Source organism: Bradyrhizobium sp. WSM2254 (genome assembly GCF_000472645.1).
GTDB classification, from domain to species: Bacteria; Pseudomonadota; Alphaproteobacteria; order Rhizobiales; family Xanthobacteraceae; genus Bradyrhizobium; species Bradyrhizobium niftali.
This window is the reverse complement of record NZ_KI421444.1, coordinates 82,655-100,820: the sequence shown is the minus strand read 5'-3', so window position 1 is coordinate 100,820 and position 18,166 is coordinate 82,655. Positions and strand designations below refer to the sequence as shown.

Below are 18,166 nucleotides of genomic sequence, written 5' to 3'. Positions count from 1 at the left end.
CATTTGGAGGATCGATCCGCGGCCCGATCGTTCTTTGACAAAGATCAAGGGAAATGGCTGCGCGCCGGTTGCGTTAATCGTACTGCTGCAACGCGAAAGCCTAGCGCGCGATCGGGAGCTTGATCTTGAAGAGCGCCCCGTCGGAGGGCGCGTTCTCGGCGGAAATCGTGCCGTGGTGCGCCTCGACGATGGTCCGGGCGATCGCCAGGCCCATGCCCATGCCCTGCGGCTTGGTGGTGAAAAACGGATTGAAAATGCTCTTGAGATCATCCATCGCGATGCCGGCGCCGGTGTCACCGATCCGGATCTCCGCCCAGGCACCGGAAACGTTCGTCGTTACACTGATTTCGCGTTTGCCGGCCTGAATTTCGGACATCGCGTCCAGGGCATTGACAATGAGATTGAGCACAACCTGCTGGAGGTGAATCGGATCGCCCCGGACGTAAAGTTCGGCCGGTGCCGGAACGTAGTTCAACACGACGCCTCGTCCCTTGGCCACATCTGCGACGAACCCGATGACATCCCCCACGGTATCGTTCAGTTCGATGTATCGAACTTCAAAGGGCGTCTTTTTCAGCATGCTGCGCAGCCGTCGGATCACTTCGCTCGCCCGCTGATCGTCGCGCCTGATGTCGGCCAGGATGGCTCTGAGTTCATCGAGGTTCGGCGAGGCGCTCTTCAGCATGAGCTCCGCTGTCTCGGCGTTGGTCAGGATCGCGCCGAGCGGCTGGTTCAGCTCGTGCGCGATGGAGGTCGTCATCTCGCCGGCGGCCGCATAGCGGCTGAGATGCGCGAGCTCCGCCAGGCGCTGCCGCGACTCGACGTCCGCCAGTCGACGCCGGCGACGCTCGTGGAGTAGCCCGCTGATCAGCCCGCACTGGACCAGGAACGCTGCTGCGATCATTGCCATTTGCCAGCGATATCTTTCCCAGAGCCCCTGCTCGCGAAACAGAACCTGGCTTCCCGTCGGCAAATCGCTCTCGCTGATGCCCCAACGCTGCATCTCGCGCCAGTCGTATCTCGGCGCGGCAAATCCGATCGGTTCGATCTTGATATCGCCCGGCCTCTCGCCCGCGAAGATTCGGAGCGCCGCGCTGACAGTTGCCTTGCTGGACTCGGCTATCGAGTGCATCGGGCCGCCGACGGTTTCACGACCGAAAAATGCTTCCTGATAGGAGAAGATCGGCGCGTTGGCGACGGCGTGCAGCCTGCGCAAGGCCAGATCGCCTTCGTGGGCGACGCCGGCACCGTCGACCGACATCAGCTGCCAGAACAGCACCGTATGTGGTGGTAGCGTGGAGGCCCGCTTCAATATCTCTTCAAACGACAGGTCTGCGTACCAGATGAACTCGATCCGGTTCTCGAAGGGCTTAGCCTCCCGTTTGACTTCGTCGAGCCAGAACCTCTCGATAGGCGATGCGCCGATGACCACGGCAATGGTCCGGGTTTCCGGCAACACCCGAAGAATGCTGCCGAAGAATGCTCCGAAGTCGTTGCGCACCGGAACGACGACGTCGTTTTTGGTCAAAGCCGCCCGGTTCACCTGCCGTTCCTCGACCGCCGTCATCACCAGCGGCGTATCCGGGAAAAGCTGCTCGCGATATTTCTGGGCGAAGCGCGCTGCCGGTGCTCCGAGAGTCATCACGATATCGGGCGGACTGGTGCGGTACAGGGAGCGCAGATAGTCGACAAACGGCTCTTCCGGTCCCGGATTGTTGAACCGGGCCGTCAGTAGCGCGTGCTCCTGGATGTCGAGTGGAAACGCGGATTGCTGTTCGAACTCGGCCTTGATGCTCCGGGCATATTCGCTCCAGGGACGAAAATCCCGGCCGAAGGAATGGAGCAGGAGGAGCCGTTTGGGTTCGTTGCGATCGGCGGCAAGGGCCGCCGGCAGCAGAGCGGCCCAGACCAGCAGACATAGACTGAACCGTGCAACGACGATCAGCCAGCTCACCTTGACCGGGGCCGTAGCGATGCGCCCGCTCATGCTTTCTCCAGGAGAGTAGCCGCCTACTGGCCACACTCTAGCGCAAATTGTCCAGGCGCCAATCGTCCTCGCGCCATCGCATCAGCAGCGCGTGGTGACCCGATCGTAGGCGGACACGCCCCGCATCAGTGCCCGCTCAGGACGAGCGTCTTGATCGGCAACAGCAGTGCCTGGATACGTAGCAGCAACGCGTGCACGAGGCCGACGCCATCGACCACATGCAGCGCGATCTTGCGGAAGGTGCCCGTGTCCTTTGCGCTGATCTCTTCGTGATTACTGGTATAGGCGTTCACGATGCAGCTGCTGCCCGCCGTCACGCCGTCGAGGCCGCCTTTGTAGAGCGGTTCAAGAAAGACCAGGATGGTACCGGGGCGCGCGATGTTTTGCGGATCGATCAACTGCTCGCCGGAGCGGAACTGGCCGGCGGCGATGTAGTCCTGCACCGTCGTGATCACCATCGGGATGATGACCCAGGGCTTTGACATGCAGGTCGCCTCTGCCACCATCCCTTCCTTCATCACCTGCGCCTCGATCTGGCCGAAGCCCGCCTGCAGAGCCTTGCGGCCGGCGCCTTCCGGGATCAGCACGCCGGCCGGCCGCATCAACTGGTTGACGACATCGCCTGGGCGAACCAGGAACTGCTCGACGCGGCCGTCGACGCCGGCGCGAACCGTTGTCTTGTCAAGATCGACCTGGGCCTGAGCCAGCGCTGCCTCGGCGCTCGCCTTTTGTGCCGGAATGAGCGTCGTTACCTGCAAGCTCGCCGTTTGCTTCGCAGCAGTGGCCGCGTCAACGCCGGCCTGGCGCTGATCGACCAGCACCTGGAGCTTCTCGATGTCGCGCTGCGGCACGATGCCGGGATTGCGGCGCTGCAGGTCGGACTTGGTGTCGAGCTCGTCCTTGGCCTGCTGGTAGTTGGCCTTGGCGTCCTGAATCTGCGCTTCGGCCTTGACCACGTCGGACTGCGCCGCCAACAACGACGCATCGACCTCGGCGACCTTGCGTGTGGCCGTCTCGACCGCAGCCTTCTGCCTGGAACTATCCAGCGTGAACAGCACGTCGCCCTGCTTCACCGGTGCGCTGAAGTCGACCTTCACCTCGGCCACCCGCCCTGACCCTTCGGGAAGGATCGGCACGGTGCGGAAGTAGAGCGCGGCCGAAGTGGTGGAGGGATGGAAATAGAAGATCATCGTGATCAGCGAGACCGTCAGCATCAGGCATCCGGTAATGCCCCATCTGAGCTCGTACCAGACCGAGAAGAAGGTGATCTCCTTGCCGAAACGCTTGCCCTGGGCATAGCGGCGGTAGAGATAGTCGGGCAAAATGGTGAGGAGCGAGCAGAACATGAGCTCAAACATGGCTGCGCTCCTTCTCCTTCGCAGGCCCCGGCTGTCCGGGCGGCGATAGACCAGCCTCGCGAACCGATGAGGACTCCGCCAGCGCGTCCCCGGTTTCAACCGGCGTCGCATCGGCGATCTTTTCGACGGAGCCCGCAATGCTGCGCAGCGGCGTGCCGAAATCGGGAAGGTCGATGAGCGCAAGCAGCAGGCCCGCGACCCAGAAGATGTGCATATGGGTAAAGAGCGAAATCAGGCCGAGTACGGCGACGAATTCGAATTGCAGCTTCTGCGACTTGTGCGCCATCCGCTCGGGCAGGCTGTGCAGTTTCCAATAGAGCGTGCCAACCCAGAGCACGGTGCCGATCAGGAAGATGCCCATCACGACCATCAGCGTATCCACCCCGCTTCCCGGCGCGAGATAGAACGGCAGATGATGCGGGGCCATCGGGTGAAGCTGCTCGCTCAACGGTCTCTCCTCTTCGGCCCGCGTGTTCACGTCAATGCGGCGAATGCAGTGTCGGTACCGGGTCTTGCAATTGCTTGATCTGAATCAACGGACCCGGAGCGGCCCTACCTAGCCTCGCCTGAAAGCTGATGCACAACAGCCCAACAGGAGCCGCCCGCCATGCCCGGCATCGATGACCTGATCCCCAGTGCCACGCAGATCCGCAAGGAAGCAGCCCTCAAGGAGGCCGAGAAGGCGGACGAATATGCGCGGCTTGCCGCCGCTGCCGAAGCCGAGAAACGGGCCCTGATTGAACGCCTCAGCAAGCCCTCTGGCAAGACCGAAGAGGAGAAGGTCAAGCTTGCCTCGACGATTATCCAGCGTGCGGTGCGAAACGGCTTGACCGAGGTTCTGGTCTATCGCTTCCCCAACACGCTATGCACGGACAAGGGCCGCGCCATCAATCAGATGGAGAAAGGCTGGGAAAGCACATTGACCGGCATCCCGAAAGAAATCTTCCAACTCTGGACCGACCATCTGCAGCCGCGTGGCTATCGCATCGCCTATCAGGTCATCGATTTTCCCGGCGGCGTGCCGGGCGACATCGGCATCACGATTTCCTGGGGTGATTGAGCGCGGGACGCCACGTGAGACCTGACACGGCGAAAGGGCGAGCATGGCCAAGGACAAGCCTGCCGAACGGATGAAGCGCAAGGACTACGAGAAGGAATTGGAGAAGCTCCAGGTCGAGCTGTGTCATCTCCAGGACTATGTCAGAGCGAACAGGCTGCGGGTCATCATCCTGTTCGAAGGCCGCGACGCCGCCGGCAAGGGCGGTACGATCAAGGCTATCACCGAAAAGGTCAGCCCGCGTGTGTTCCGCGTGGTTGCATTGCCGGCTCCATCCGACCGACAGAAGACGCAGCTCTTCTTCCAGCGCTACATGGAGCAGTTTCCCGCCGGCGGCGAGATCGTGATCTTCGACCGGAGCTGGTACAACCGCGCCGGCGTCGAGTATGTGATGGGGTTCTGTACGCCCGCCGAGCACGAGCGATTTCTCTCGCTTTGTCCTCAAATGGAGAAGTACGTCGTCGACGGTGGCATCGTCCTGATCAAGATCTGGCTCGAGGTCGGAATGGACGAGCAGGAGCGCCGATTCAGGGCCCGCATAGACGATCCGGTCCGACAGTGGAAGCTGAGCCCGATGGACCTGGAATCGTATCGGCGCTGGTACGACTATTCGCGAGCCCGCGACCAGATGCTCAGGAAGACGAGCACGAAACACGCACCGTGGTTCATCATCCGCTCCGACGACAAGCGCCGGGCGCGGCTGAACTGTATCGCGCATCTGCTGAAGGCGATTCCCCACAAGCGCATCAAGAAGGACAAGGTGAAGCTGCCGAGGCGGTCCGACAAGGGACGCTACAATGACCGGGCAGGCTTGCGCGGGCTGAACTTCGTCGCCGAGCGGTATTGACGAGGATCGGGCCGTGCCATGACGCGGCTCGATCGCTCGACGCCTGAGCCATCACTGCTAACGGACCACCGTCCCGACCGTCGGCAGCGCGTTCTCAGTATCGATACTGGTTAGGATACTGCGGACAGACCCAATTGCCGTAGGTGTCCTGATAACAGCCATTATTGTAGTTGTTGTTGTAGTATCCATAGGCCCCCATCGCAGCCGCCCCGACGGCAGCACCGTAGGCTGCACCGCGGTAGCCATACCGGGGATAACCAGCGACCGGACGGCCCGGATAGCCGGCGATGGGACGGCCTGGCCGACCGGCAACGGGGTAACCTGGACGGCCCGGACGACCGGCGATCGGATGGCTCGGTCGTGGGCCTCCGACACGATAGCCGTGTCCTCCACCGCCGTGGATCCGGCCGGCATGAACCGCGCCGCCACGATAACCGCCACCGTGGAAGCCCCCGGCCCGCATGCCTCCTCCACCGCCGCCACGACGGGCGTAGGCATCATCGGGAATGAGCGTGGCGGTGAGAAGAACGAAGGCCGCAACAGCTGCGAGAAGATAACGAAGCATGGCTAGTCCTCCCTCGAGATTGGGGGTGCCGTGATCCGCCCTTCGACGATGCCTCGCGAATCGCGGGCGGCACCCGACGGCATTCCGAGCTGCGATCTCCTGCGCTTGGCCTGGATGAGAGGAGCCGCCGCGCATCGAGCCGCGCTGAGGCGGCCCGATCGCTTCGCGTCTATTTCAAACGTATCGTCACACCACCCACGGCCGCGGACACTTCGGCGCCGACCTTCGGACCGCTGAGCTGCAGGATCACGCCGTTGGCGTTCTGCAGTTGAACGGCTCCCGCGCCCGCCGCAATGGCGCCGCCTGCTCCGCCCACCGCGTAGGAGCCTTCGATGGATGCCGGTCCCTTCAAATTGAGAGCGCGGCCAACCAGCTTGGTGGTCGAGGCGCCGATCGTGAACCCGACGCTCATGCCGGATACGGTAAAGGGATATTTCTTGCCCCGAAGGAGCAGAACACCTTCGCCACCGCCGACGCCGACGATGAAGCCGCCCTTGGTGAAGACGACTGCCACCTGCCCGGTCTCGGCACGCGACGGCGTGCTGAAGCCGGCAGCGGCGGCGGTCGCGGCAATCAAGACGGCGGCGATGGCAAATTTCCTCATGACGTTCTTTCCCCTTGGTTGTTGCGTTGGTCTATTGAGCCAGGATCATCGCGAAGTAACCGAATACCGTGAGCAGGATGCCCGAGACGGCGTAACCGACCGGGAAGCCAATCCACGGCACTGAGCTCTGGATCTCGACCGCGGCCTCGCGACACGGCCCCGAATGCGAACGAGCACCGGCGACGCCGCCCATCAGCACGGCCGGGTTGATCTTGAAAACGTGGAAGCCGATCGCCCAGACGATGAAAGGCGGGATCGTGCAGGCGATAAACCCGACGATGAAGATCTTCAGCGCCACCGCCCCCGTCAGCTGGGCCAGCAAGCCCGCGCCTGCATTGATGCCGACAATGGCGACGAAGACGACGAGGCCGAGGTCCTCGAGCACGTTCCGCGCTGCATTCGGCGTGTTGCCGAAGAAGCGCAACCGGGAGACCAACGACGAGACGATCACGCCTGACAGCAGGAGGCCGCCGGCATTGCCAAGGCCGATCTTGGCGCCGAAGGCCGGAAACTCGATCATGCCGATCAGGAAGCCGATGATCATGCCGACGGCGAGCGTCAGGAGGTCGGTCGAGGTGTTGGTCCGTGCAATGCGCCCCCACATCTCGCCGAGCTCGTTGACGGCGGACTTCAGGCCGACCACCGAGACGATATCCATCCGTTGCAGTTCGGTCTTGAGACCGGCCGGGATCTGAACGCCGCCGCGCTCGACCTTGGTGACCTGTAACTGCCCCGCGATCGCCGTTTCGCGGAAGGATTCGAAGGTCCGTCCGACCATGTTCTTGTTGGTGATGAGAATGTCCGCCTGATCCATGGGAATGCCCAGCGCCTTGGCATCCGCAACCTCCGGCCCGATCAAGCCCATTTTGTCGGTCAGATGCGCGGTCGAGCCGCCGAGCGCGACGACGTCCCCCTTCTGCAACACGAGGTCGGAATCCGCTCCCAACAACTCGTCGCCACGCGCCACGTTGACGATGCGATATTCGGGATTAACCTTGCGGAACTTGGCTATGCTCGTGCCGAATTGCGCCGGGTTTTCGAGCCGGTAGGCGCGCAGTCCGAACTGCCGATAGCCGGTGAGGCCTCCGCCCTCGAGATCCTTGACGCCAAACTCCTGCTCGTACTGCTTGGCCGCGGCCTTGGCGTCGACGCCCCACCAGCGCGGCAGATATTTGCAGATCAGGATGATGCCGACGGTGCCCCAGATGTAGGTGATGCCGTAGGACAGCGCGATCATGCCGGTCGCATCCGCGGGCTTCATGCCCTCAGGAAGCTTGACGACGCCCGAGGTGATCGCCTGTTCCGCCGAACCGATCGCGGCCGACATGGTCTGAGAGCCCGCCAGCATGCCGCCGGCCGCGCCGGTCGGCAGTGCGAATAGTTTCGCTCCGAGCACGACAAGCGTCAGTCCGATCACGCTCGACACCAGCGCCAGAATGCAGAACTTGAGACCGTCGCCCCTCAGGCTGTTGATGAAGGACGGTCCCACCCGCAGGCCGACGCCGTACATGAACAGATAGTAGAAGAGGCTCTTGGCAAAATTGTTCAACTCGAGCTTGACGCCGTAAGTCGAGGCCCAGACCGACAGTCCCGCCCCGACCACGATGGCCCCGGCGACCATGCCGAGGCCATAGCCCTTGATGCTCGCCCGTCCGATATAGACCGCGAGGCCGACGACGAAGAACAGCAGCAGATACGGATTCTGCTGCAGGAAGGTGAAAAAGCCCTGCATGTTCGTCCCCTGTTATGAGGCGGCCTTCAACTTCGGCTGCGCGCCGGGCTTGGGCCGGCCGATCTTCGCCAAGGCCTCGGCCCGCACGAGCTTCAGGCCTTCCTTGGCGTCGTAGCCATGGATTTCCTTCACATCGAGCTTGCGCATGAAGTCGATGGTTTCCTGCGTGATGACCTGGCCCGGCACCATGATCGGGAAGCCCGGAGGATAAGGAATCACGAAACTGGCGGAGACCAGGTCGGGACCGGCCTTCAGGCGCCGGTCGATCTCGGGATCGGCGAGCCGGATGTACTCGCATCCGGCCGCGTCATAGGCCGCGTAGAAGCCGCTGCGGATGTCACCTTCGTTGGTCTTGGCGCCGGCATCGCCGCGGAAACTCTGGTGGAAATGCGAGAAGTTCGGCAAGTCGGGCACGTCGGTCATCAGGCTCTTCACCCGCGCCTCGAAGGTCTTCTTCGCATTGGCTCCGCCTTGGGTCAGGCCACGGTCGACCTCGCCGGCGATCTCCGCCAGCACTCTGACAAGATGTGCCACGTCGCTGCGCGTGTTGTTGATGTTGGACTGAAGCAGCACCGAGTTGCGCGAGGTCTTGTTGACCTGGATGTTGTAGTCGTTCGCGAGGAGGCCCTTGAACTGCGTGCCGTCGAAGCCGGCTGTGCCGCACACCAGCGTCATGCGGGTTGGATCGAGGCAAAATTCGTCGTCGTCCAGGCTCTTCAGGACACTCGCCCAATTCGTGCCGGCCGCCAGATAATCGGTGAACCCGCTTTGCCGGTATTGCGCCGGCACCATGGCGTCGGCGCCGAGGATACGGAAATATTTCGAGATCAGCGGATTGGTGTTGACTGCCTGTCGGATTGCGAGCGCGATCTCGATCGCATTGGCCACGAGACCGTAACCCTCGAGCTCCATCTGGCGCCGTGAGACGTCCAGGCTCGCGATGAGCTGCTGGTTCGGACTGGTCGAGGCATGGGTAAAGACGGCCTCCTTGAACTGTTGCTCGACCGTGTGGAACTCGACGTCCTTGACCGACAGCATCGAGCCCTGCCGGATCGCTGACATCGACTTGTGGGTCGAATTGGTCTGGTACACGCGGAGTCGAATCTGGCGCGGATCGGGGATCAACCGGGTCTTGAGCAGCACCTGGTCCGAAGGATTCTTGCCAAGCTCGGCCTGCTGCTTCTCGTAGGCCGCAACCGATTTGGGGTCGCGCATCCAGGCTTCGATCTCGTTGGCGGCGCCCATCGCGGTGCGCCGTCGCAGGAACGGGGAGAAACGCGCGAAGCCGAACCAGGCCTCGTCCCACAGGAAGATCAGGTCGGGCTTGATGGCGAGGCATTCCTCCATCACCCGGCGGGTATTGTAGATGTGACCGTCGAAGGTGCAGTTGGTCAGATCAAGCAGCTTGACGCGGTCGAGCCGACCGTCGGCCTTGGCGCCCAACAAAGCCTGCTTGATGGTCTTCAGAGGCACGGCGCCGTACATCGAATATTCCGTCATCGGGAAGGCTTCGACATAGAGCGGCTGCGCGCCCGCCAGCACCATCCCGTAGTGATGCGATTTGTGGCAATTGCGATCGACGATGGCGATATCGCCCGGCGCGAGCAGCGCCTGCACCGCCATCTTGTTCGAGGTCGAGGTGCCGTTGGTCACGAAAAACACGCGATCGGCGCCAAGCGCACGTGCGGCCTTGTCCTGCGCCTTCTTGATGTTGCCGGTCGGCTCCAGCAGGCTGTCCAGGCCGCCGGTGGTCGCGCTGCTTTCGGCCAGGAACAGGTTCAGGCCGTAGAACTCGCCCATGTCGCGGATCCAGTCCGACTTGAAGACGGACTTGCCGCGCGCGATCGGCAACGCATGGAACGTTCCGATTGGACGTTGTGCATATTTCTTGAGATTGTCGAAGAACGGCGTGTCATAGCGATCCTGCACCCCTTCAAGGATCGAGAGATGCAGCTCGAGCAGCTCCTCGACCGAATAGAAGATGCGGCGGATGACATCGGCCTCGGGATTTCCGGCCATCTCCTCGACGTCGCGATTGGACATCAGGTAGAGGTCGAGCTCGGGGCGGACCCGCTTGATGATATGGGCGAGCCGCAGCGCCGAGGCATCGGACTCGTTGTTCAATCCGGCCGACGCTGTCATCGAGCGGAGCACGGGCGCGTCATGGCGCGAGCGTAGCGCAAAGCCTTCGTTGATGACGACCGCTGCAAGATTGGGGTTCAGCATAGCGGCGCAAAAAGCGTCTTCGAGGCTGCCGACGATAACCGGTTCATAGACGAACTGATCGACCGGACGCCGCAGCTTGCGCCATTCGCCGGCGAGCGCAGGCCAATGGCTGGACGAGAGTCCGGTGACGATCAACGTCTCGAAATAGGGACGGCGCGCCGCATGCTGAGCGAACATCTGCGGCACCAGATCGGGCGCCTCGCCGTTGCCTTCGTCATTCGTATTCCAGTCACCCGCATGCTGACGGAAGGATCTCGTCGTCAGCGCCTGCGCCAACCGCGTCGCGAGCGCCAGCGAGGTTGCCGCATCGCCGGCCGCGGCCGCCTCCCGCAAGGCTGCCATCAGCTGCGGGCCGGGATAGCCGTGAAATTCCTCCGTCACGGAGAGATCGGCCAGCGCAGCATCATACTTCGCACGATCTCCGCCGCGGGACCATGCTTTGGCCGCCTCAACCAGATCGCGCCAATTGTCTGCCCGTCCGCCGGGCCCGGAGAAGAACTGATCGATGCGCTGCTGCGCAGGCTTGGCGTCCTTGGGCATGTCTTTCCCCATCCTTGGAGGCTCTTGAGGCGAAGGTGATGACGGATCGTGGGTATCGCGGGAGCGGGCTCCATTGATCCAAGTCAACGGTCCGTATGAAATCAGCCGGCCTGCGAGCGACCTGCACGCTTCGCGATGCAACACGGACGCACGCGAATGGACGAAAGTCGCGCCGGAGATCGGCAAATGTCCCGAAAGCTATCTGGCCTGGTCGTCGCCGAGCACGCTGTCGAGCGACCGCAACCATTGCCCGCTGTCGGTCCTTTCGGCGAGCCCCTCGGCGCGCAGCAAGTCGCGCAATTGCGCATGCGCGCCGACGATGCAGAACGCGACATGGCGTGACGCGAGTTCGTCGTAGAGATTCCGTAGCATATGCGCGCCGGCCAGATCGATGTAAGGCGACGCCGAGAGGTCGCAGGCAACGAGCCTGACGTCCGACGACCTCTGGAGCGCATTCAGCACGGCCTCCAGGATCGTCTCGGCATTGATATAGAGCAGCGAGGCTTCGGGGCGGAACGCGATGATCCCGACCAGCGGCTCCACGTTCTCATGCCTGGCCCTGTCGGAATACCGGCCGCTGCCCGGGAGCTTGCCGAGGAACGCCACATTCGGCTGTGACGCGCGCGCCAGCAGCAGGAAGATGGAGGCGATCGACGCCAGCAGAACACCCTGCAGGATTCCGAGCAGCAGGACGGATACCAATGCAATGGCCGCCGCGTAGAAATCGATGCGGCTGACGCGCCACATCCGCACCAACGTGCGGATGTCGACGAGCCGGTAGACGGCGGCAAAAACGATGGCGGCCAGCACCGCCTTGGGCAGATTGGTCAATAGCCCTGTGAAGAACAACAGGCACAGCGCCAGCGTCACCGAGCAAATGACCAGCGCCAACGGCGTGCGAGCGCCCGCGCTGTCGTTGACGGCGGATTGCGACAATCCGCCTGCCACGGGATAGCCGTGACCGAAGGCCGCGGCGAGATTGGCCGCACCGAGGCCCAGGAACTCCTGCCTGACGTCAAGGCTGTCACCATGCTTGGCGGCGAAGCTCCGAGCCGCCGAAACACCCTCTATGTAGGCGAGCAGCACGCATCCGGCGGCGAGCGGAAAGAGATCGTCGAACTCCAGCAGGCCGAACGTGGGCAAGCCAGGCACCGGCAGCCCCTGGGGGATTTTTCCCGTCACAGGCACGCCGAGAGCCGGCAGGCCGAGCGCGGTTGCCACCACGATCGCCAGCGCCACAACCGCGATCCCGACCGGCTTACCGGGGAGGAGCCGTTCGCCGGTCAGCAGAAGCAGGAGTGCCACCAGACCGACGACGAGGATCAGCGGATTCACGTCGCCGAGCTGCCCGGCGAGCTTGATGCCGCGTTCGAAGAAGTTGTGGCCGCCACCGGCAACACCGAACAGGCTTGGCAACTGGCTCATGATGATGGTGAGGCCGGCGCCAGCCTTGAAGCCGACGAGAATGCTGTCGCTGACCAGACGCACGAGGACGCTGAGCTTGCACAGCCAGGCGATGAGGCACAACACTGCGACCGCGCAGGCGGCAAGACTTGCAATTTGCCCATAGCGCACCGGATCGCCCGCGGCGAGCGACCCGACCGTGCCCGCGATCATCAGCGAGATGGCCGACGTCGGGCCGACCGCAAGCTGGCGCGACGAGCCCAGCAAGGCGTAACCGATGCCGCCGAGCATGTAGCCGTAGATCCCCACCTGCGGCGGCAGCCCGGCCAGCGCGGCGTAGGCCAGCGATACCGGAATTGCGTAAGCGGCAAGCGTGACACCGGCAACCGCGTCCGATGGCAGCCACGACCTGCGATAGGTCGCAAGCCAGCTCGACGGCGGAAAGAACCGCAGCCGGTTCCCCAGTGGCCCGGACGGAGCGTTCATGCGGGGGCCTCGCTGCGCTTGACCTCGCAGCGCAGCAACACGATCAGCAAGGTGATCACGGGTATGCCGAGCGCCAGGTTCGGGAAGGACTTTGTCGCGAAGGCCCCGACGGCTGCTCCCACGCCGAACATGACGCACAACGCTGCAAACATGCCCGAGCGGCGAAGCGGCGCCGGCTGACCTCCGCCGACGACCGCCGCAAACGCACCCTCGATCGCCTGACGCATGTTGCCGGTGATCATCACCGAACTGTAGACCACGCCTTCGACCTTGGTGAAAACTGCGGTCTGCATCGCCGCGACGAAGGAAATGCCCAGCGTGCCTGCAAGATCGGGCATCCGGTTGTGCAGGATTCCGATGGCGATCAGAAGCACGATCTCGATCAGCGTGCTGATGACGCTGGCCCGATCTCCCGTCGCGTGGCGCAGCCGGGCCGCAACCAGGACACCGATCGCAAATGACAGGATCGGCGGCACGAAATGAAGCGCCGCAGCCCAATTGCCCACCGAACCATAGACCCAGAGCAGGACCAGATTGGCGGTCTGGGCGTTCGCCATGACGCCGTGGATCATCCAGGTGTAGGCGTCGAGATAGCCGCCGGCGAAGGCGAGCAACAGCGCGACCTCAAGCGTCTCATCGCGCCGCAACGATGCGCTCGCAGCTAGATCCAGAGTGCTCATGGTGCGGATTTCGGATGTCGCAGGCGCTGCATCATCCAAAAGACGCCGCAGCGATGACCGCTTGGGATTGATCTAAATCAAGCAGTTGCCCGGTTCCCGGGAGCGAATCCGATGTCAATCATTGCGTCCGGGAATTTGCCATCATGGACACTGTCAGGTGGATCATTTCCACCGCTCCGGAGATCTTCCTGCTGCTCGCGGTTGCCATCGGCACCTTGCTTGGGCGCCTCAAGATCCACGGCTTCGCGATCGGCACCACAGCCTGCATCCTGATCGTGTCCGTCCTGATCGGACAACTCGGCACCTTTACGTTCCCCGCGCTGCTGAGGATCGTGCTGTTCAGTCTTTTCGTATTCACGATCGGCTACAAGTCCGGACCGGAGTTCTTCGCCTCGTTGAGTGTCCGCACCCTGGCCCAGGTTGCCATGGCGCTCGTGCTCGGCGGGACCGGCCTCGTGATCGTGCTGGCCTTTGCGTTCGCCTTCAAGCTCGATCCCGGCACGGCATCCGGGCTTGCGGCTGGCGCACTGACGCAGTCCTCCGTGATCGGCACGGCATCGGGCGCGCTGGCTCAGCTTGGATTGCCGAAGACCGTGCTGGAGCAACAGGAAGCGAATATCGCAGCGGGATATGCTGTCACCTACGTGCTCGGCTACATTCTGACACTGCTCTTCGTCCCCTTCGCGGCGCCGAAACTGATGGGGGTCAATCTCAAGGACGAGGCGAAAAGGCTGGAGACCGAGCTTTCAGGCGGCGCGCCGCCGAAGACCGAGAACCTATCTTATCGCAAGTTCCAGGCTCGCGCCTATCGCGTCACGGCTGCGGCCGGCCAAACCGTCAAGGCGATCGAGGAGGATATCGGCAGCCGCACGGTAATCGAGCGAATCGTGCGCCAGGGCGCCGATATCGAGCCGCGCCTGGACACCGTGCTCGAGGCCGGCGACGACGTCGTCATCGCCGGTCGAACTGCTGCCATTGTCGCCGCCAAGCCGATCATCGGCACCGAGATCGATGCCGACGAGATCCTGAAGGCGATCCCCGGCAATGTGCTTGATGTGCTGGTCGACAACCGCAACCTCCACGGCCGATCCATCCGGGATGTGGCCGATCGCATCGGCGGCGATGCACGCGGTGTGTTTTTGCGCGCCCTGACGCGGCATGGGCGCGAAGCACCGCTGAGCGCCGATACACGCATCTATGTCGGCGACGTCATGACGCTGGTCGGCAGCACCCATAACATCGAGCGCGTGGCGAAGCAGGTCGGGCAGATCGTGCGCTCCGGCGACCGTACTGACATTGCCTTCCTTGCGGCAGGCATTGCCGCCGGACTGCTGGCCGGGCTCGTCAGCTTCAAGGTCGGCGGCATCGCGCTGACGCTCGGCGGCGGCGGCGGCGCACTGATCGCGGGCCTCCTTTGTGGCTGGCTGCGCTCGCGCCGGCCGACGATGGGCGCAATGCCGCCGGCCGCGCAGCAGACGCTGAGCGATCTCGGCCTCGGTGGATTCATCGCGGCGATCGGCCTCGCCAACGGTCACGCCGCCTGGGTCGCGATCCAGGCGCACGGCCTGTTGCTGGTCGGCATGGGCCTCGCGGTCACACTGGTGCCGCTGATCGTCGCGACGCTGTTTGCCTATCACGTCCTGCGCATGAACCCGGTCATCACCTGTGGAGCCCTCGCCGGCGCCATGACGGTCGATGCGGCCGTGACCGGGGCTTGCGAGATCGCCGAGAGCCAGACGCCGGTGCTCGGCGTCGCCGTGCCTTACGCCGTCGGCAATGTGGTTCTGACCGTGCTCGGGCCGATCATCGTGGCCTGCACCTTCGTTGGTTGAGGGAGGAAGGAATGCGGCCCCGGGCATGGATCCAGCGGCTACTGGTGGTCGCGCAGCTGCTTGCGTCTTCCTTGATCGCACCGTCACTGGCCGACGATCAGACCGCCTCGCGCGGCATCCAGGAGGAAGTTTGGGCGTTGCCGCTGGCGTTGCCGATGTTCGCCTATGTGGTCCGCCCCGTTGGCGATGGCCCGTTCCCGCTCGCAATCATGAACCACGGCGTGTCGCTCGACCCGACACAGCGCAGCTTCTTTCCACTCGTCGAGTTTCGCGATGCGGCGAAATGGTTCGCAAGGCGCGGCTACTTCGTGGTCGCGCCCGTCGGCACCGGTTACGGCGCCTCCGCCATCGATATTCCTGAGCGCGGGCTCTATGGACCCTTCTTTTCCAAGGTCGGCAAGTGCTCCAATCCCAATTTCCGTGATGCCGGCCTCGCGGTGGCACAAGTCGACCTCTGGATCATCGATTTCCTGGCCGCCGAAAAACGCATCACGCCGAAGGATGTCGTCGTTGTCGGTCAGTCTGCGGGCGCCTGGGCATCCATCGCGCTTTCCAGTCTGAACCCGCCGCAGGTCGGAGCGATCATCGCCTTCGCCGGCGGCCGCGGTGGGCGTGTCGGCGGCAAGCCGAACAATAATTGCGCCCCGGATAAACTGGTCGAGGCGACGATGGATTTCGGTCGCACCTCGCGGGTGCCGATGCTGTGGATCTATATCGAAAATGACACGTTCTTCGGCCCCGCGCTCTCGAAGCGGATGCATGAGGCCTTCACCTCGGTCGGGGGCAAGGCGGAATACCATCTGGTGCCGCCGTTTGGCGATGAAGGGCATTTCTTCATCGGCTCGCCGAATGCCGTTCCGATCTGGTCCCCGCTCGTGAGCAGATTTCTCGACGAACTCAAATAGACGGCGCAATCGATTTCTGGAGGCGACACAATGGCACGCCCACATCGCCAATCCATCCGGGTAACGAGCAATCACGCGACCGCACTTGTCGTGCTTCTGCTGCTCGTCGCCACCGCCACCAGGCCCGCCTCCGCCGAGATTTCACCGCGGGGGCAGCGCATGGCGAGTGACATCAAATATGGCGACTGGCGAAAACTGTGCTTCAAGCCGGGCGGCGCCAAGGCCGTGTGCCGGACGTCGATCACCGGCACGTTCGACACGGGGCAGACGGCAGTTCGGCTGGACTTGATCGAACGTGAGGGCGACCACACGGCACGGCTGCAGATGTTCGTTCCGGTCGGCATGTTTGTCCAGGTGCCCGTCAAACTCAGGGTCGACCAAGGCAACACCTATGCCGTGCCGTACACATGGTGCCTGAACAACGCCTGCATTGCGGCCGATGTGGCAAAGCCCGGCCTGATAAGGGAGATGGAAGCGGGCAAGACGCTCGCGCTGGAGGTTGTCGACCCCAATCTGCTGTCGCTTACCGCCTCAGTGCCGCTTGCTCAGTTCGCCCTTGCTCACAAGGGGCCGCCGGCCCAAACGTTCGACCAGCAAATCGACGAATAGCCCGCAACCAATTTGTCCAACCTAGCGACCACGGGCTCTTTCCACACTCTCAATGAGCGAGGCCGCGGCAAAGGGCTTGGTCAAATAGGCGATGCATCCCGATGCGATTGCCGCCGTGCGGCTTTCATGATTGTCGTTGCCGGTGACAAAGACAATCGGCACCTGGACCTTCTGCTCCACAAGCCTGCGTTGCAGATCAATTCCAGATTCGCCATCCAGATTGATATCCAGAATGATACAAAACGCCTGCTGAAAGTTGCCATGATTTAGCAGCGCATCGGCGGATTCGAACAGCTTTGCCTCGAAGCCATGCTCCTGCAGCAGCCGCTTCATGCTCCTGCGCATGGACGGGTCATCATCCACAACGAAGATGGACTTGCGGTGCGACAAGTGGCCCAACTCCATACACGGAAAGCTCGGCAGAACACGATGGACTTGCGTGAACGCGTCGGGCGCCTCGAGGTTTCTTCGTCTGCCGGTGCGTCAAACACTTCGGCTTGTTGAAATACCCCTCTCGGGAGGATTTCCATTGACCTTTGGTGCAAGTCACAGAGGGAACCTGGAATTAATCATCGCCTAGCCGTGTGAGCCGCTCTCAGGATCCAGCATACCAAGCAGCTGCGCTGTCGAAACCAGTTCCGCGAGCGAGCTCACCTGCATCTTCTCCATCACCTGGTGTCGATGTGCTTTGACCGTGCGTTCGGTCGTTCCCAATTCATACGCGATCTGCTTGTTGATCTTCCCGCGCACGATCAGGTCAAACACCTGCCGTTCGCGCGGCGTCAGCAACGCGACGAGAGCGCGACGCGAATCGAGCCGACTACGCTGCTCGCGCGCGATCTGCTGTTGTGACAAGGCGCGCTCGATCGCTTCAATCAGCTGCGCCGACGAAACCGGCTTGGTCAGGAAATCCTCGGCACCGGCCTTGATCGTCCGCACCGTCGTCGCGGTATCGGCATGCCCGGTCAGAAACACGATCGGCACGGTCGATCCAAGCTCATGAAGACGCGTCTGCAGATCCGGTCCGGTCAGGCCCGGCATCTGCACATCGAGGAGGATGCAGCTCGGCAGCTCTCCGCGGGGCAGACGATCGAGCAGGTCCTGCGAGGAGGCATAGGTCGCGACGTCGTAGCCCGCAAGTTTAAGCCGACGCTCGATCGCTGTTCGGAACGAGGCATCGTCGTCGACCACGTGAACAAGGCCAGGCAATGGGCCCTCTCTGTCTCTTGCAACTGCTTTAACGGCTTACCTAGCACAGGGATGGGCCAAAGCGATCTAGCGATCCCGTTAATGCAGAAGTTTTCGCAAGTCAGAGTCTGTGACGCGAAGCTCGA

General features: G+C 62.9%; 16 protein-coding genes. 5 read left to right on the top strand and 11 right to left on the bottom strand.

Going from position 1 to position 18,166, the window contains the following annotated elements; all coding sequences use genetic code 11:
* Window positions 1–100: 100 nt before the first annotated feature.
* The 3 genes from A3M7_RS0138185 to A3M7_RS0138175 form a co-directional block, all read right to left on the bottom strand.
* Window positions 101–1,987, bottom strand: a complete 1,887-nt coding sequence (locus A3M7_RS0138185; protein ID WP_027548586.1) for a HAMP domain-containing sensor histidine kinase — start codon at window positions 1,985–1,987, stop codon at window positions 101–103.
* Between the two features lie 125 nt (window positions 1,988–2,112).
* A complete protein-coding gene (locus tag A3M7_RS0138180; RefSeq protein ID WP_027548585.1) occupies window positions 2,113–3,345 on the bottom strand; it encodes an HlyD family secretion protein in 1,233 nt (410 codons plus the stop codon).
* The gene (locus A3M7_RS0138175; protein WP_049823959.1) at window positions 3,338–3,772 is read right to left on the bottom strand and encodes a hypothetical protein; all 435 of its coding nucleotides are present in this window, start codon (window positions 3,770–3,772) and stop codon (window positions 3,338–3,340) included. Before A3M7_RS0138175 ends, A3M7_RS0138180 begins: the two co-directional genes overlap by 8 nt.
* A gap of 180 nt (window positions 3,773–3,952) precedes the next feature.
* Here A3M7_RS0138175 and A3M7_RS0138170 point away from each other — a divergent pair, with 180 nt between their 5' ends.
* Together A3M7_RS0138170 and ppk2 are read left to right on the top strand one after the other, a co-directional pair.
* Window positions 3,953–4,405: a hypothetical protein gene (locus A3M7_RS0138170; protein ID WP_027548583.1), complete on the top strand. Its 453-nt coding sequence runs from the start codon at window positions 3,953–3,955 to the stop codon at window positions 4,403–4,405.
* Between the two features lie 43 nt (window positions 4,406–4,448).
* Window positions 4,449–5,249 carry a polyphosphate kinase 2 gene (ppk2, locus tag A3M7_RS0138165; protein WP_027548582.1) on the top strand — a complete coding sequence of 267 codons (801 nt, stop codon included), beginning with the start codon at window positions 4,449–4,451 and terminating at the stop codon, window positions 5,247–5,249.
* Between the two features lie 94 nt (window positions 5,250–5,343).
* Here ppk2 and A3M7_RS0138160 read toward each other — a convergent pair whose 3' ends face one another.
* From A3M7_RS0138160 to A3M7_RS0138135, 6 genes are all read right to left on the bottom strand, one after another.
* Window positions 5,344–5,814: a hypothetical protein gene (locus A3M7_RS0138160; protein ID WP_084302880.1), complete on the bottom strand. Its 471-nt coding sequence runs from the start codon at window positions 5,812–5,814 to the stop codon at window positions 5,344–5,346.
* Between the two features lie 169 nt (window positions 5,815–5,983).
* Window positions 5,984–6,418, bottom strand: coding sequence for a hypothetical protein (locus A3M7_RS0138155; protein WP_027548580.1), 435 nt, complete (start codon window positions 6,416–6,418; stop codon window positions 5,984–5,986).
* Window positions 6,419–6,449: 31 nt separating this feature from the next.
* Entirely contained in the window at window positions 6,450–8,150 is a 1,701-nt protein-coding gene (locus A3M7_RS0138150; RefSeq protein ID WP_027548579.1) for an aspartate:alanine exchanger family transporter, read from the bottom strand.
* Between the two features lie 12 nt (window positions 8,151–8,162).
* Window positions 8,163–10,916: a decarboxylase gene (locus tag A3M7_RS0138145; RefSeq protein WP_027548578.1), complete on the bottom strand. Its 2,754-nt coding sequence runs from the start codon at window positions 10,914–10,916 to the stop codon at window positions 8,163–8,165.
* A 198-nt stretch (window positions 10,917–11,114) separates the two neighbouring features.
* Window positions 11,115–12,806, bottom strand: coding sequence for a SulP family inorganic anion transporter (locus tag A3M7_RS0138140; RefSeq protein ID WP_027548577.1), 1,692 nt, complete (start codon window positions 12,804–12,806; stop codon window positions 11,115–11,117).
* Window positions 12,803–13,486, bottom strand: coding sequence for a YoaK family protein (locus A3M7_RS0138135; RefSeq protein ID WP_027548576.1), 684 nt, complete (start codon window positions 13,484–13,486; stop codon window positions 12,803–12,805). Before A3M7_RS0138135 ends, A3M7_RS0138140 begins: the two co-directional genes overlap by 4 nt.
* 143 nt (window positions 13,487–13,629) lie before the next feature.
* Between A3M7_RS0138135 and A3M7_RS0138130 the strand changes: the two genes are divergently transcribed.
* From A3M7_RS0138130 to A3M7_RS0138120, 3 genes are read left to right on the top strand one after another with little or no spacing between them, the layout of a single operon-like run.
* Window positions 13,630–15,318: an aspartate:alanine exchanger family transporter gene (locus A3M7_RS0138130; protein ID WP_027548575.1), complete on the top strand. Its 1,689-nt coding sequence runs from the start codon at window positions 13,630–13,632 to the stop codon at window positions 15,316–15,318.
* A gap of 11 nt (window positions 15,319–15,329) precedes the next feature.
* Window positions 15,330–16,223 carry a S9 family peptidase gene (locus A3M7_RS0138125; RefSeq protein WP_027548574.1) on the top strand — a complete coding sequence of 298 codons (894 nt, stop codon included), beginning with the start codon at window positions 15,330–15,332 and terminating at the stop codon, window positions 16,221–16,223.
* Between the two features lie 30 nt (window positions 16,224–16,253).
* The gene (locus A3M7_RS0138120) at window positions 16,254–16,832 is read left to right on the top strand and encodes an invasion associated locus B family protein (RefSeq protein ID WP_027548573.1); all 579 of its coding nucleotides are present in this window, start codon (window positions 16,254–16,256) and stop codon (window positions 16,830–16,832) included.
* A 21-nt stretch (window positions 16,833–16,853) separates the two neighbouring features.
* Here A3M7_RS0138120 and A3M7_RS0138115 read toward each other — a convergent pair whose 3' ends face one another.
* Complete coding sequence (locus A3M7_RS0138115) at window positions 16,854–17,222, bottom strand: response regulator transcription factor (RefSeq protein ID WP_198033895.1); 369 nt, start codon at window positions 17,220–17,222, stop codon at window positions 16,854–16,856.
* Window positions 17,223–17,408: 186 nt separating this feature from the next.
* Complete coding sequence (locus tag A3M7_RS0138110; protein WP_027548571.1) at window positions 17,409–18,041, bottom strand: response regulator transcription factor; 633 nt, start codon at window positions 18,039–18,041, stop codon at window positions 17,409–17,411.
* Window positions 18,042–18,166 lie beyond the last annotated feature (125 nt).